Origin of the sequence: Tessaracoccus sp. MC1627, from assembly GCF_014164725.1 — a bacterium.
Classification (GTDB): domain Bacteria; phylum Actinomycetota; class Actinomycetes; order Propionibacteriales; family Propionibacteriaceae; genus Arachnia.
Map to the genome: position 1 here is coordinate 248,654 of NZ_JACJGA010000007.1, position 13,188 is coordinate 261,841.

12 protein-coding genes and 2 tRNA genes are annotated in these 13,188 nt (G+C 69.8%); 9 read left to right on the forward strand and 5 right to left on the reverse strand.

The window, feature by feature from the left end; translation table 11 throughout:
* Positions 1–4 precede the first annotated feature (4 nt).
* Complete coding sequence (locus tag H5399_RS14755; RefSeq protein WP_182783945.1) at positions 5–1,051, forward strand: zinc-dependent dehydrogenase; 1,047 nt, start codon at positions 5–7, stop codon at positions 1,049–1,051.
* A gap of 62 nt (positions 1,052–1,113) precedes the next feature.
* On the opposite strand, the gene ptsP is transcribed toward H5399_RS14755, so the two are convergent.
* Positions 1,114–2,778, reverse strand: coding sequence for a phosphoenolpyruvate--protein phosphotransferase (gene ptsP / locus H5399_RS14760; protein ID WP_182783947.1), 1,665 nt, complete (start codon positions 2,776–2,778; stop codon positions 1,114–1,116).
* Positions 2,779–2,902: 124 nt separating this feature from the next.
* Here ptsP and H5399_RS14765 point away from each other — a divergent pair, with 124 nt between their 5' ends.
* From H5399_RS14765 to H5399_RS14775, 3 genes are all read left to right on the forward strand, one after another.
* On the forward strand, positions 2,903–3,673 hold the full coding sequence (locus H5399_RS14765) for a DeoR/GlpR family DNA-binding transcription regulator (RefSeq protein WP_182783949.1): 771 nt from the start codon (positions 2,903–2,905) through the stop codon (positions 3,671–3,673).
* A gap of 85 nt (positions 3,674–3,758) precedes the next feature.
* On the forward strand, positions 3,759–4,745 hold the full coding sequence (locus H5399_RS14770) for a 1-phosphofructokinase family hexose kinase (RefSeq protein WP_182783951.1): 987 nt from the start codon (positions 3,759–3,761) through the stop codon (positions 4,743–4,745).
* A 37-nt stretch (positions 4,746–4,782) separates the two neighbouring features.
* Positions 4,783–5,049 (forward strand): HPr family phosphocarrier protein, encoded by a 267-nt coding sequence (locus H5399_RS14775; RefSeq protein WP_182783952.1) that lies wholly within the window; start codon positions 4,783–4,785, stop codon positions 5,047–5,049.
* Positions 5,050–5,067: 18 nt separating this feature from the next.
* Here the strand turns inward: H5399_RS14775 and H5399_RS14780 are convergent, their stop codons facing one another.
* Positions 5,068–6,123: a 3-isopropylmalate dehydrogenase gene (locus H5399_RS14780; protein WP_182783954.1), complete on the reverse strand. Its 1,056-nt coding sequence runs from the start codon at positions 6,121–6,123 to the stop codon at positions 5,068–5,070.
* Positions 6,124–6,253: 130 nt separating this feature from the next.
* Between H5399_RS14780 and cimA the strand changes: the two genes are divergently transcribed.
* From cimA to H5399_RS18650, 3 genes are read left to right on the forward strand one after another with little or no spacing between them, the layout of a single operon-like run.
* Positions 6,254–7,837, forward strand: coding sequence for a citramalate synthase (cimA, locus tag H5399_RS14785; protein ID WP_182783956.1), 1,584 nt, complete (start codon positions 6,254–6,256; stop codon positions 7,835–7,837).
* Between the two features lie 39 nt (positions 7,838–7,876).
* A complete protein-coding gene (locus H5399_RS14790; RefSeq protein ID WP_182783958.1) occupies positions 7,877–8,680 on the forward strand; it encodes a fumarylacetoacetate hydrolase family protein in 804 nt (267 codons plus the stop codon).
* Entirely contained in the window at positions 8,677–9,603 is a 927-nt protein-coding gene (locus tag H5399_RS18650) for a type II CAAX endopeptidase family protein (RefSeq protein ID WP_182783961.1), read from the forward strand. Before H5399_RS14790 ends, H5399_RS18650 begins: the two co-directional genes overlap by 4 nt.
* A 226-nt stretch (positions 9,604–9,829) precedes the next feature.
* Here the strand turns inward: H5399_RS18650 and H5399_RS14800 are convergent, their stop codons facing one another.
* Positions 9,830–10,681 (reverse strand): endonuclease domain-containing protein, encoded by an 852-nt coding sequence (locus tag H5399_RS14800; RefSeq protein ID WP_182783963.1) that lies wholly within the window; start codon positions 10,679–10,681, stop codon positions 9,830–9,832.
* Between the two features lie 503 nt (positions 10,682–11,184).
* Between H5399_RS14800 and H5399_RS14805 the strand changes: the two genes are divergently transcribed.
* Both H5399_RS14805 and H5399_RS14810 read left to right on the forward strand, forming a co-directional pair.
* Positions 11,185–11,256: transfer RNA gene (locus tag H5399_RS14805), tRNA-Gln, on the forward strand.
* Between the two features lie 28 nt (positions 11,257–11,284).
* Positions 11,285–11,357: transfer RNA gene (locus H5399_RS14810), tRNA-Glu, on the forward strand.
* A 127-nt stretch (positions 11,358–11,484) separates the two neighbouring features.
* Here the strand turns inward: H5399_RS14810 and H5399_RS14815 are convergent.
* Both H5399_RS14815 and H5399_RS14820 read right to left on the reverse strand, forming a co-directional pair.
* Entirely contained in the window at positions 11,485–12,372 is an 888-nt protein-coding gene (locus H5399_RS14815) for a carbohydrate kinase family protein (protein ID WP_182783965.1), read from the reverse strand.
* A 5-nt stretch (positions 12,373–12,377) separates the two neighbouring features.
* Positions 12,378–13,103, reverse strand: a complete 726-nt coding sequence (locus H5399_RS14820) for an IclR family transcriptional regulator (protein WP_182783967.1) — start codon at positions 13,101–13,103, stop codon at positions 12,378–12,380.
* Between the last annotated feature and the right edge of the window lie 85 nt (positions 13,104–13,188).

Sequence of the window (13,188 nt, forward strand, 5' to 3'; positions counted from 1 at the left end):
AGTTATGAAGGCACTGAGATTCCATGCCCCCGGCGATGTGCGGCTCGAGGACGTCCCTGAGCCGCAGTGCGGCCCGGAGGAGGTCAAGATCCGGGTCCGCAACTGCTCGACCTGCGGCACCGACGTGAAGATCCGCAACAACGGTCACGTCAACATCACCCGCGTCACGACGATGGGCCACGAGATCGCCGGCGAGGTGGTGGAGGTTGGCCCCGAGGCGCTCGGCGGCTTCGCCGTCGGCGACCGTGTGCAGGTGATCGCGGCCGTGCCGTGCGGCGACTGCCACGAGTGCCGCAAGGGCTGGATGGCTGTCTGTCAGAACCAGACCTCCGTCGGGTACCAGTACGACGGCGGGTTCGCCGAGTACATGATCGTGCCCAAGGAGGTGCTGAAGGTCGACGGCCTGAACCGCATCCCGGACGAGGTGGGCTTCGACGAGGCCTCCGCCGTCGAGCCGTTCGCCTGCGCGATCAACGCCCAGGAGCAGCTCGGCATCGAGGAGGGCGACTTCGTGGTGGTCTTCGGTGCCGGTCCGATCGGCTGCATGCACATCCGGATCGCGCGGGGCGTGCACAAGGTGGGCACCATCGTCCTGGTCGACATCAACGCCGAGAGGTTGGCGATGTCAGCCGAGGCGGTCCATCCGGACGCGACGATCGACGCCTCCAGCACCGACGTCGTGGCCGAGATCATGCGCATGACAGACGGGCGCGGCGCGGACGTGGTGATCACCGCCACCCCGGCCAACATCAACCAGGAGCAGGCCATCTCGATGGCCGCGCGCAACGGCCGGATCTCGTTCTTCGGCGGCCTGCCGAAGACCAACCCGACCATCACCTGCGACAGCAACCTGGTGCACTACCGCCAGCTGCACATCCACGGCGCCAACGGGTCTGCGCCGAAGCACCACAAGGATGCGCTGTCCTACATCGCGTCGGGCCAGATCCCGGTGAAGGATCTGATCACCCGGCGGGTGCCGCTCGTCGACGCGCTCACAGCGTTCGACATCGTCGCCCGCGGCGAGGCCATCAAGGTCACCGTCGAGCCGTAGCACCATGATCTGAACGCCGAAAGGGCCGGGAACCTCAGGTTCCCGGCCCTTTCTGTGCGCCCTCAGCCCAGCAGCGCGAGCGCCAGCTCCTTCGCGTCGCGTGCGTTGCGGGTGCCGACGATGCGCTCGGCGGCCTCGCGGCACTGGTCCAGCGTGACGCTGCCGAGGCGCACCCCCACCGACGGGATCGCCGTGGCGGCCATCGACAGAGACGTGACTCCCAGCCCCACCAGAACGCAGGCGAGCAGCGGATCCGCAGCTGCCTCCCCGCACACCCCCACCGGCTTGCCGACGGCCAGCCCGGCCTCGGCGGCGAACTGGACGAGCCGCAGCACGGCGGGCTGCCAGGGGTCGGTGAGCTGGGCCAGGGCGCTGGCCATCCGGTCCGCGGCCATCGCGTACTGGGTCAGGTCGTTGGTGCCGATGGAGAAGAAGTCCACCTCGGCGAGGAAGCGGTCCGCCAGGAGCGCTACCGAGGGGACCTCCACCATGATGCCCGGCTTCAGGCCGCGGGCCCGGCAGAGGGCTGAGAACTCGAAGGCCTCGTCGACGGTGGCCACCATGGGGGCCATCACCCACGCCTCCGCCACACCGGCCCCGGCGGCGGCGAGCGCGATCGCGTCCAGTTGGCGTTCCACCAGCCCCGGGTTGGTCCAGCCGAGGCGGATGCCCCGCACGCCGAGCGAGGGATTGGCTTCATCCTCGTGGTTGGCGAACGGCACCGGCTTGTCGGAACCGGCGTCGAGCGTGCGCACCACTACCTTGCGGCCTGCGAACGCGGCGAAGACCTCTCCGTAGATGCGGGCCTGCTCCTCGACGCTGGGCTCGGTCTGGGCGGTGAGGAAGCACAGCTCGGTCCTGAACAGGCCCACGCCCTCCGCCTCCGAGCCGGCGGCCGTGCGCGCGGCGGCGCCGTCCTGCACGTTGGCGAGCAGTTGCACGCTGACGCCGTCGGAGGTCCGGGCGGGGCCCTGCCAGGTGGCCGTGAGTGCCCGGAGCTCCCGGTCCCGGTTCATCAGCTCGGTGGCCTCGTCCGGGTCGGGGTGCACGGTGATGAACCCCGAGGTGCCGTCTACCAGCAGGGGGGCCCCCTCGGGGACCGAGTCAAGCTCCGCCGCGGCGACGATGCAGGGGATGCCGAGCTGCCTGGCGATGATCGCGGTGTGGCTGGTGGGGCCACCGAGCCGGGTGACGAGCGCGGTGATGAGCGCTGGGTCGAGGCCGGCGGTGTCCGCGGGGGCGAGATCCTCCGCGCACAGGATGACGGGCGACGAGGGGGTGGGGATGCCCGGCTCGGGGAGCCCCAACAGCTCGGCGAGCACGCGGTTGCGGATGTCGCGCAGATCCGTCGCCCGTTCGGCCATCAGGCCGCCCAGCTGGACGAGTTGGGTCACGAACCCCTCGATCGCGGTGCCGGCGGCCTCCTCGGCCGGGGTCCCGGCGGTGATGAGCTTGCGCGCGGCGCGCACCCATCCGCGGTCCCGGACCAGTGCGGCCGTGGCGGTGAGGACCTCGGACGAGACACCGGTGACCGCGCTGGCGCGCTCGTCGAACCGTTGGGCGACGGCGGCCACCGCCGCGGCGAAGCGCTCGGCCTCCTGCTCCCGAGCATCCTCGGGGAGGGTGCCGCGGGGTGGGGGCGCTGGGATGGCGGGGCGGGGCCAGAGGGCGGGCGCGTAGGCGATGCCGCCGACGACACCGGTGCCGCGAAGGGACTTCGATTCCATGGTTCCTCCACAATGAGGGGGTAGTTATGACTATCGTCGCCTGCAGGGACCATGAAGTCAACATAAACACAGGTTCGGCCCCGTTTGATCATGTGGGAAACGGGGCGAGCCCCGAGGAGGTCGGATGTACGCCGAAGAGCGCCAGCACGACATCGTGACGCTTGCGAGGGGCCTGGGCCGGGTGGCCGTGGCCGACCTGGCCGTGCGCTTCGGTGTGACGCCCGAGACGATCAGGCGCGACCTCGACGCCCTGGCCGCGCGTGGGCTGCTGAGCCGCGTCCACGGTGGGGCCGTGCCCTCGGACAAGCTGTGGCTGGCCGAGGCCCCGGTGGGCCAACGGGAGGCGACGTCGCAGGACGAGAAGCTCGCCATCGCCGCCCATGCCGTCTCGCTGCTCCCGCAGCGCGACGAGCTGACCGTCCTGCTGGACGCCGGCACCACCACGGCCAAGCTGAGCGCGCTCCTACCGGCGTGGGTCTCCACCGTAGTCACCAACTCCGTGCCCACTGCCGGGGCGCTCGCGGACCGCGGGGACGTGGAGGTGCTGCTGCTCGGGGGGCAGGTGCGCGGACTCACCCAGGCCACCGTCGGGGCGGAGGCCCACGCCGCGCTGGCCCGGCTGCGGGTGGACGTCGCCTTCCTCGGGGCCAACGGGTTCTCCGCCGAGCACGGGTTCTCGACGCCCGATCCGGCCGAGGCCGCCGTCAAGCAGGCCATGGTGCGGGCTGCCCGCGAGGTGTACGTGCTGGCCGACGCCACCAAGTTCGGGGCTGACTATCTGGTCCGGTTCGCGGAGCTCGGGGACGTCGACGCGCTGGTGACGGATACCCGTCTGGCCCCGGCATCGCGGACTGCTCTGGAGGCGCTCGAACTCCGGGTCGACGTGGCGGGTTAATGTTTGTTTATGTCGGTTTACCTTGCTTTGTGAGTCAAATTGGGATATAAACGGAGGTAAGCAGAGCCTCGAGGGAGCGGACAGCATGGTCGACGACGTCGCACGCAGAGTGGTCACATTCACGGCCAACCCCAGTATCGACCGCACGCTGACCCTCGACGGCCCCCTGCTGCGGGGCCAGCTGCTCCGGGCCAGCGGCGTGACGGAGCAGGCGGCGGGCAAGGGCGTCAACGTTGCGCGGGTGTTGAGTGCAGCAGGGCTGCCGGTGACCGTCGTGGCCGCGGCACTGGATCGCGGATTCCGCATGCTGGCAGAACACGCCGAGCCGCCGCTGACCGTGCTCGGGCAGTCGCTCGACGACGGACGTCGGGTGCGGATGAACACCACAGTCACCGAGCCTGACGGCACCACCACGAAACTCAACGAGCCCGGGCCACTGCTGACCGCGGCACACCTGGAGGTGGCGGCGGACTCGCTGGTCGACGTCGCACGGGGCGCGGCCTGGGTGGCGCTGGCCGGGTCGCTCCCGCCCGGAGCCCCGGACCACTGGTACGCGAGCCTGGTGGGGAGGCTCTCCGGGCTCGGCTGCCGAATCGCCGTCGACACCTCAGGCCCAGCGCTCGACGCGCTGGTGGCGTCGCTCGACGCACCGATCGATCTCATCAAGCCCAACGCCGAAGAGCTGGCCCAGCTGACCGGTGGCAGCCCGCAGGAGTTCGAGGCGGCCGCGGAGCGTGGAGAGCTGGACGGGATTGTCGCGGCGGCCCGCAGTCTGCAGGAGCGCGGGATCCGCGCCGTCCTGGTCACCCTCGGCGGGTCGGGTGCCGTGCTGGTCACCGGCGGCGGCGCCTGGTTCGCGCGTGCGCCGCGGATCAGTGTGCGGAGCACGGTGGGGGCCGGCGACTCGTCAGTGGCCGGCTTCATTCTGGCCGACATCCGCGGGGCCGACCCCGCCCAGTGCCTCGCCACCTCCGTCGCCTACGGCTCGGCAGCCGCTGCGCTCCCGGGAACCACCCTGCCCACCCCTGCAGATCTGACGACCGGTCAGGTCGACGTCATCGCCCTCGGCTGACCGGCCGCGGGCTCACCCACACCAGAAGGACACCATCATGGCAAGCAAGACCGTCACCGTCGGCTCCTCCGTCGGCCTCCATGCCCGCCCCGCAGCCCTCGTCGCCCAGGCGGCCGGGGCCTACGACGACGACATCCTCATCAGGCTCGCCGGAACACCCGCCGACGATGGGGTGGACGCCGCCTCCAGCCTCATGATCATGACCCTGGGTGCCGGCGCAGGCGCGGAGGTCACCGTCGAGTCCGACAACGCTGAGGCGGTCGAGAAGATCGCAGCGCTGATCGAGCAGGACCTCGACGCCTGAGACCCCGTCGGGTGAGCCTCAGGAGAGGCGTGCCGCGATCCGGTCGCCGATCTCGGTGGTGCGCAGCCTCGCGGAGCCCCGCTCGGTGATGTCGGCGCTGACCGCCTCGTCGATCCGTGCCGACAGCTCCGGCCTGCCCAGGTGGTCCAGAAGGAGCGCCATCGACGAGATGGCTGCGGTGGGATCCGCGATGCCCTGACCGGCGATGTCGGGGGCCGATCCGTGCACTGGCTCGAACATCGACGGGAACTCGCCGCTGGGGTTGATGTTGGCCGACGCAGCCAGCCCGATGCCCCCGGTGACCGCGGCAGCCAGGTCCGTGACGATGTCGCCGAACAGGTTGTCGGTGACGATGACGTCGAACTGACTGGGGTCCACCACCATGGCGATCATCGCCGCATCGATGTGCAGGTACCTGCGCTCCACGTCCGGGAACTCCTCGCCGACCTCGGTGAAGATGCGGTTCCACAGGGTGCCGGCGTTGACAAGCACGTTGTGCTTGTGCAGCAGCGTGAGCTGGCCCCGACGCGCCTGGGCGCGGCGGTAGGCGTCGCGGACGACCCGCTCCACGCCGTAGGCCGTGTTGACGGAGACCTCCGTGGCCAGTTCGTGCGGGGTGCCGACGCGCACCGCCCCGCCGTTGCCGCAGTACAGACCCTCGGTTCCCTCGCGTACGACGACAAAGTCAACGGTTTTGCCCTCGACGATGCGGGGGGCCAGGGGAGTGGGCACTCCCGGGTAGAGCTTGGAGGGGCGGAGGTTGATCGCGTGATCGAACGCGAACCGCAGCTTGAGCAGCAGGCCGCGCTCGAGAAGCCCGCTCGGGATCGCCTTCGACCCCGGTGCCGCCCCGACCGCACCCAGCACGATCGCGTCCACACCCTTGAGCTCCTCCAACACGGAGTCCGGTAGCACCTCGCCGGTGCGCTGCCAGCGCTCGGCGCCCAGGTCGTAGTGGACGAAGTCGAAGGCGTCTGCGCCGGCGACGGCGGTGAGGGCCTTGAGCGCCTCGGCGGTCACCTCGGGGCCGATGCCGTCGCCGCCGATGACGGCGATGGTGCTGGTCTGAGTCATGGGCAGGACCCTACGGCTTGGCGCTTTCGGGCGGGAAGGGGTGGGGCGTGCCCGTCCACTGGCTGAGACGGGGCGGGTCCGCCCGCTCGGGGTATCCTTCGCTCTGACTGACCACCCCTGGGAGAGATCAATGCCGATGCTGCCGACCCGACCGGCCGAGTTCCACGTCTTCGACACCTCACTGCGCGACGGCGCGCAGCAGGAGGGCCTGCACCTGTCGGTGCAGGACAAGCTGAAGATCGCGGGCTACCTCGACGAGCTGGGCGTCACCTTCATCGAGGGGGGTTGGCCGGGCGCCAACCCCAACGACACCGAGTTCTTCGTCCGCGCCAAGGAGCTCAACCTGAAGCGCTCCCAGCTGGTGGCGTTCGGCGCCACCCGCAAGGCCGGGGCGAAGGCGGCCGAGGACGCGCTGACCCGGGCGCTGGTCGACGCGGACACGGACTTCATCTGCATCGTCGCCAAGTCGCACGACGAACATGTGTACCGGGCCTTGCGCACCACGCTCGAGGAGAACCTCGAGATGGTCACCGACACCGTGCAGTACCTCCGCTCGCAGGGCAAGCGGGTGTTCGTGGACTGCGAACACTTCTTCGACGGCTACCGCGCCAATCCCGAGTACGCCATCCAGGTGGTCCAGACGGCCCACGACGCCGGCGCCGAGGTGGTGGTGCTCTGCGACACCAACGGAGGCATGTTGCCCAGCTGGATGGGGGAGATCATCGAGGCCGCAGCCGCCACCGGGGCCAACCTGGGTGTCCACTGCCACAACGACACCGCCTGCGCCGTCGCCAACACCCTGGCCGCCGTCGAGGCTGGTGTCATGCACGTGCAGGGCACCTTCAACGGGTACGGGGAGCGCACCGGCAACGCGGACCTGTCCGCGCTCATCCCCAACCTGCAGCTGAAGTACGGATGGGACGTGCTGCCCCCCGAGCAGCTCGCCGAGCTGACCCGGGTGGCCCACGCCATCGCGCTGGTGGCGCACCAGCCGCTTGTGGGTCGCCAGCCCTACGTGGGGCATTCGAGCTTCGCCCATAAGGCGGGGCTGCACGCCTCCGCCATCAGGGTGGACGAGAACCTGTACCAGCACATCGATCCGTCGCTGGTGGGCAACGACATGCGGATGCTGATCTCGGACATGGCCGGCCGCGCCAACATCCAGATCAAGGGCGAGCAGCTGGGCTTCGACCTGGAGGATCGCGCATTGGCTGCCTCCATCACCGAGCGCGTCAAGGCCAGGGAGAACGAGGGCTATTCCTACGAGTCCGCCGACGCGTCCTTCGAGATGCTGCTGCGCGACGAGCTCGGCATCCTCGCGCTGCCCTTCCAGGTCCAGTCGTGGCGTGTGTTCACCGAGGAGCGAGACGGGGTCAACATCTCCGAGGCCACCGTCAAGCTCACCGCCAAGGGCGAGCGGCACATGGTGGTGGGCGAGGGCAACGGCCCCGTCAACGCGCTCGACGGCGCGCTGCGTCAGGCGCTCGCGATGCCCTTCCCGGCAGTGGCCGAGTTCGAGCTGACCGACTACCGGGTGCGGATCCTCGACGAGGGGCACGGCACCGACGCTTCGGTGCGCACCCTGATCGACACCTCCTACAACGGCTTCACCTGGACGACGGTGGGGGTGGGCACCAACGTCATCGAGGCCTCCTGGGAGGCGCTGATGGACTCCCTGGCCTACGGCATCCTCACGCATCTGCCACCGGCCTAGGGAATCAGTGGTTCCCTCGCCTCCACTACGCTGGGAACCATGCGCATCGCACGTTTCGTCAAGGATGGCCAGGACCCCACCTACGGGATCATCGAACTCGCTGTTGACGGGGGAGATCACCCCGACACCATCGCCGCGTTGACCAACGATCCCCTCGCGGGGCTCGCGGTCAACTACACAGGGGAGCGCCACGACCTCGTCGACGTGCGCCTGCTCGCGCCGGTCATCCCGCGCAGCAAGATCGTCGGGGTGGGCAAGAACTACGCGGACCACGCCAAGGAGATGGGCGGCGAGGTGCCCGAATCGCCGCTGCTGTTCTTCAAGCCCAACACGTCCGTGATCGGGCCCGATGACACCATCATCCGCCCCGCGGGCTGCGAGAATCTCCACTTCGAGGGCGAGCTGGCGATCGTGATCGGGCGGATCTGCAAGGAGGTGCCCGCCGAGCGCGTGCCGGAGGTCATCTTCGGCTACACCATCGCCAACGACGTCACCGCGCGGGACTGGCAGGCCACCGATGGTCAGTGGGCCCGGGCGAAGGGTTCGGACACGTTCCTCCCGCTCGGCCCCTGGGTCAACACGCACCTCACCGTCGAGGAGGCCGAACACCTCACCATCGAGACCCGCCTCGGCGACGAGGTGCGCCAGCAGGGCTCCACAGCGCAGATGGTGCGTGGCATCGTCGAGCTCGTCAGCTACATCACGTCGTTCACCACGCTCCTTCCGGGCGACCTGATCCTCACCGGCACGCCGGCCGGCGTGGGTTCGATGGAGCCGGGAGACCGGGTCAGCGTGGAGATCGACGGCCTGGGCGTGCTGAGCAACCCCGTCGCGGACGCGTGACCCAGCCCCCGCTGCTGTTGCTGGCCGGCGAGCCGCAGGACCCGCCGTCGGGATTGAGCTACCCGCTGGCGCTGCGGCGCCGGGGATTCACGGTCCCGATCACAGTGTTTGGTGCGCTGCTCGCGTTCAGCGCGTTCGCGCTGGTGGTGCCTGCTGTGTCCGCCGTCGTGCTTCGCCTGGGCTTCCTGCTGCGGGGCGGTGGGGACTACGCGGCCTACGAGCGGGCGGCCACGGCGTATGAGCTGCCGGAGGGACCGGCTGCGGGTCACCTGGCGTTGGCTGCGCTCATCCCGTTGTCGATCCTGCTGGTGCGCTACGTCCACGGCGTGCGGCCCCGCTGGCTGGCGTCGGTGCAGCCAGGACTCAGATGGCGGTATCTCGCGATGTCGCTGGTGGTGGCGGCGGTGATCCTCAACGCGTTCACGTGGGCCTCGTTCCTCGTGGGAGACATGCCGGTCTTTCACGACGGCCAGGACGGCTGGGTGTGGTTCCTGCTGGTGGTCGCGATCACCTCGCCGCTGCAGGCGGCGGCGGAAGAGGTGTTCTTCCGGGGCTACCTGCTGCAGGTGATCGGGTCGGCCACCGGCCGGACCTGGGCGGGCGTCGTCGGATCCGCACTGATCTTCGCGCTGCTGCACGGGGTGCAGAGCCCGGCGCTGTTCGCGCACCGGCTGGCGTTCGGGCTGGTGGCGGGGACGTTGGTGGTGGTCACCGGGGGGCTGGAGGCGGGGATCGCGGCGCACGTGGTCAACAATGTCGCGGCGTACGGGTATGCGATGTTCACCATGTCGGTGGCGGAGTTGCGCGGCGTGACCACCATCACGTGGGCTGAGGCGGGCTGGAATGTCGCGGCGTTCGCGGCTTTCGGTGTCGCGGCGTGGTGGTTGGGGCGTCGGCTGCGAGTCGCCACCGTCACCCCTTGACGCCACTGTCACCCCTTGGCGCCACGGTCGCCCCCTGGCGCCGCCGTCGCGGTGGCCGGCGCCTCCTTGCAGATGTGGCTTGTGGCTGGGCTGGTGGCGAGTTGAGCAAATGGCACGGGTCACGGCGCCGCCCGCGCTCAGCCTGAGCGTGCGGGGTTCCGTGACCCCTGCCATTTGCTCAACGCAAGAGCCGGGGAGCGCGTCGCCCCGAGACGGACGCGCGCTATCAGGTGGACCGCAGAGCGATCAGACTCAGGGTGGTCTCAACGAGCGTCGGGAGGCTCTTCTCCGTGAAGTGGACCACGAGCCAGCCCGCCTTGATCAGGGCGATGTCGCGAAGACGGTCGGCGTGGAAGGCGTCCTGAGAGCTGTGGAAGGCGTAGCCGTCGAACTCCAACGCGATCTTCTTCTCGCGGAACCCGGCATCGACGTAGTACTTCCGCCCGCCAACGAAGACGGGCAGATTTGACCGCCATCCCGTGATGCCGGCGCCGCGTAGCGCGGCGTGCGCTGACAACTCAAGTGGGGACCAGGGCGAGTCTGCAGATTGTGCGAGGAGATCGCGTCTGAGCTTGTTGCCGCGACGGTGGGGGGTCAGTGACAGCGCGTGCTTCATCTGTTTCAGGGTGCACGCCCGACGTCGGAGTGCCTCCTGGATTGGCTCCGCTTCCAGATCGGGTATGAGATCCAGAACCGTCAGCGCCGGCACGGTGCACAGAACGCCGTCACGTCGCGTCAGGAGTTCAACGGGGATGAGCCGTTGTTCCATGCGAAGACCGTAGCCCGGGGTGATGGCCCGAGCACAGGCGACCTCCAATGAACCCTCCTGCTCGATCTCCGGCCAGAACGTGAGTGCGGCGGCGCTTCGCCCGACGACGACCATGTCGTCGCCATATGCCTTGATTGCCCGCAGCCGACCCTCCGTCGTCTCGCCGGCCCCGGGACGGCCGTAGACGCCCGGAAGCAGACGCTCGAGCTGACCGCGGAAGGCGTAGGAGTTCAGCGCGCGAGCCTTGCGCGGGGCGAGGCGTGCGGTCACGACGCCGTCGCTCAGAGACCTCATCACATCGGGATCCACGCCCCAAGTCTGTGCACTGCGACCCTCGCAGCCAAGGGGCGAGCGCCGGCCTGTGGATAACTCGTCGAGCCGTGGAGGGGGTCCTCGGGAGAGGTAGGGGGAGGGAGTTGAGCAAATGGCAGGGTTCGCGGTGCGCGCCACGCGTGGGCTGAGCGTGGAGGTCCTCGCGATCCTTGCCATTTGCTCAACTCCCTCCCCGGTGGGGGACATGAGCCTCCCCAGAGTCACAGGTGACTGGGCACAGCGGCGAGGGGCCGCCGGGGCGGCCACGGGAGCCGGGGGTGGGGCGGCCGGGTCGGCCACGGAGCCGGTAACCCAGCGGCCGGGGGGTGGAACGGCCGGGGGTGGGGCGACCGGGGGTGGGGCGACCGGGGGGGCGACCGGGGGTGGAGCGGCCGGGGGTGGGGCGACCGGAGGCGGAGCGACGGGGGGGGGGAGTCGGTTTGCGGGGCGCCGAAGCCCTGGTGTAGGGTTCATCTTCGTGCCCGGGTGACCGGGCGCACAGGGGTATGGGGTAATTGGCAGCCCGCCGGATTCTGGTTCCGTCAGTCTAGGTTCGAGTCCTAGTACCCCTGCGGAAGGTGTTAAACTCCTTCTCGCTAGGGCCCCGTTGTGTAGCGGCCTAGCACGCCGCCCTCTCAAGGCGGTAGCGCGGGTTCGAATCCCGTCGGGGCTACGAGTTGAATCCCTTGCCGGAGAGATCCGGCAAGGGATTTTTCCGTGTCAGGCCCATCGCGGGACCCGCCCAGCTCCTTCCGGGTATGCCTGGCGACTGCCGCTGTGGCGCTGTCCGACTCCTGCCCTCAGTCGCGGCCTCGGGTCGCTGCCGTCGTCGGCTCACGGGGCGCAAGAGCAGGGCTCTGGATGCACAGGGAAGCCTGGCGCGCCGCGGCCAGGAGGCAGATGTCGACGGGGGATCCCGCCAGATGGGCGGCAAGGAACCCTGCGAAGAAGGCGTCTCCGGCGCCGTTGGTGTCCACCACCTCCTCGACGGGGAGGGCCTCGACGTGCCTGAGCACCCCGTCGGTCGCCATCGCGATCGCTCCGGCCGCGCCGCGGGTCACCACTGCCAGCTGGGCGCCGGCGCTGATGCGGTCGGCGACGAAGCCAGCAGGATCCGGGAGGGCGTCGTCGTTGCAGAAGACGAAGGAGGCTTCGTGGACGAACTGCTGGTGCCACGGTGAGGTGCCGTCGTAGTCGTGCAGGTCGCACCAGGCTGGGCGGCCCAGCTCGCGCGCCTGGCCCAGGAGCGCTCGGCCGGGGTCCGACAGGTCGATCACCACGGCGTCGGCGGACTGCATCGCCCGGCGCGCTTCATCTGCCAAGCGGACGTCTGCCTCCTCCAGCGTGGGCGAGCGCAGGTACAGCGACACCCGCCCACCAACGGGGTTCATCAGGTTGAGGTGCTGTTCGGTGACCCGGTTCGAGGCCTCCTCGGCGAGCACGTCGATGCCGGACTCGCGGAGCGCCATCAACACCTGTCGCCCCTCGGGGTCATCACCCACCACCGTCCGCAGAGTCACGTCGACCCCGAGAGAGCGCAGATTGAGCGCCTTCCCGGCGGACGTCCCGCCCAGGGCCCATCGGTGCGAGCGCGCGAACGCCATGTGCGAAACGGGCTGCGGCAGCGCGTCCAGCATGACGATCTGGTTCCACGACGCCGGTCCCGCGACGAACACGTGACCGGACATGGCCACTACTCCGGGGCGCCGCTGCGCCGCAGCACCTCACTCAGCCGCTCGGCCGCGGCCAGCACCGCAGGAGCATGCAGGCGCCCGGGGGAGCGGGTCAGCCTCTCGATGGGGCCGGACACCGACACGGCCGCGATCAGCTTGCCCGACGGTGCCAGCACCGGGGCGGACACGGACGCCACCCCCGCCTCCCGCTCGGCCACTGACTGGGCCCAGCCCCGCCGTCGGACGGACTGCAGCGTGGTCAGGGTGAAGGAGGCGCCGTCGAGCAGCTTCTCGAGCTTCTCCGGCTCCTCCCAGGCCAGCAGGACCTGCGCCGCGGATCCGGCCGTCATGGACAGCTGCGAGCCGACGGCGACAGTGTCGCGGAGGCCGGTGGGGCGCTCGACGGAGGCCACGCAGATGCGCATGTCCCCCTGGCGGCGGAACATCTGTACCGACTCGCCCGTGATGTCGCGCAGCCTGGTCAGGATGGGGCCCGCGGTGGCCAGCAGGGGATCCTCACCGGCGGACTCGGCCAGCTCGATCAGCCGCGGCCCGAGGACGAAGCGCCCCTGAAGGTCGCGTCCGACGAGCCGGTGATGTTCGAGTGCCACCGCCAGCCGGTGCGCCGTCGGGCGCGCCAGGCCGGTGGCCGTCACGAGGCCTGCCAGGGTGAGGGGATTGCGCTCCAGGGCTGCGAGAACCGAGGCCGCCTTGTCGAGTACGCCAACGCCACTTGTGTCGTCCATATGGTGAGATTATCAATCCACTATGTGGACATGCAAACCGGTGGCGGGCGTGTTGCGGGTCATACTTGGCGACAGATTTCCACGT

Excerpts from the sequence above, each read along its gene's own strand:
- H5399_RS14780 (WP_182783954.1), bottom strand. The coding sequence starts at position 6,123 with ATGACTCAGACCAGCACCATCGCCGTCATCGGCGGCGACGGCATCGGC.
- H5399_RS14755 (WP_182783945.1), top strand. The coding sequence starts at position 5 with ATGAAGGCACTGAGATTCCATGCCCCCGGCGATGTGCGGCTCGAGGAC.
- H5399_RS14765 (WP_182783949.1), top strand. The coding sequence starts at position 2,903 with ATGTACGCCGAAGAGCGCCAGCACGACATCGTGACGCTTGCGAGGGGC.
- ptsP (WP_182783947.1), bottom strand. The coding sequence starts at position 2,778 with ATGGAATCGAAGTCCCTTCGCGGCACCGGTGTCGTCGGCGGCATCGCC.
- H5399_RS14790 (WP_182783958.1), top strand. The coding sequence starts at position 7,877 with ATGCGCATCGCACGTTTCGTCAAGGATGGCCAGGACCCCACCTACGGG.
- H5399_RS14775 (WP_182783952.1), top strand. The coding sequence starts at position 4,783 with ATGGCAAGCAAGACCGTCACCGTCGGCTCCTCCGTCGGCCTCCATGCC.
- H5399_RS14770 (WP_182783951.1), top strand. The coding sequence starts at position 3,759 with ATGGTCGACGACGTCGCACGCAGAGTGGTCACATTCACGGCCAACCCC.
- H5399_RS14815 (WP_182783965.1), bottom strand. The coding sequence starts at position 12,372 with ATGTCCGGTCACGTGTTCGTCGCGGGACCGGCGTCGTGGAACCAGATC.
- cimA (WP_182783956.1), top strand. The coding sequence starts at position 6,254 with ATGCCGATGCTGCCGACCCGACCGGCCGAGTTCCACGTCTTCGACACC.
- H5399_RS14820 (WP_182783967.1), bottom strand. The coding sequence starts at position 13,103 with ATGGACGACACAAGTGGCGTTGGCGTACTCGACAAGGCGGCCTCGGTT.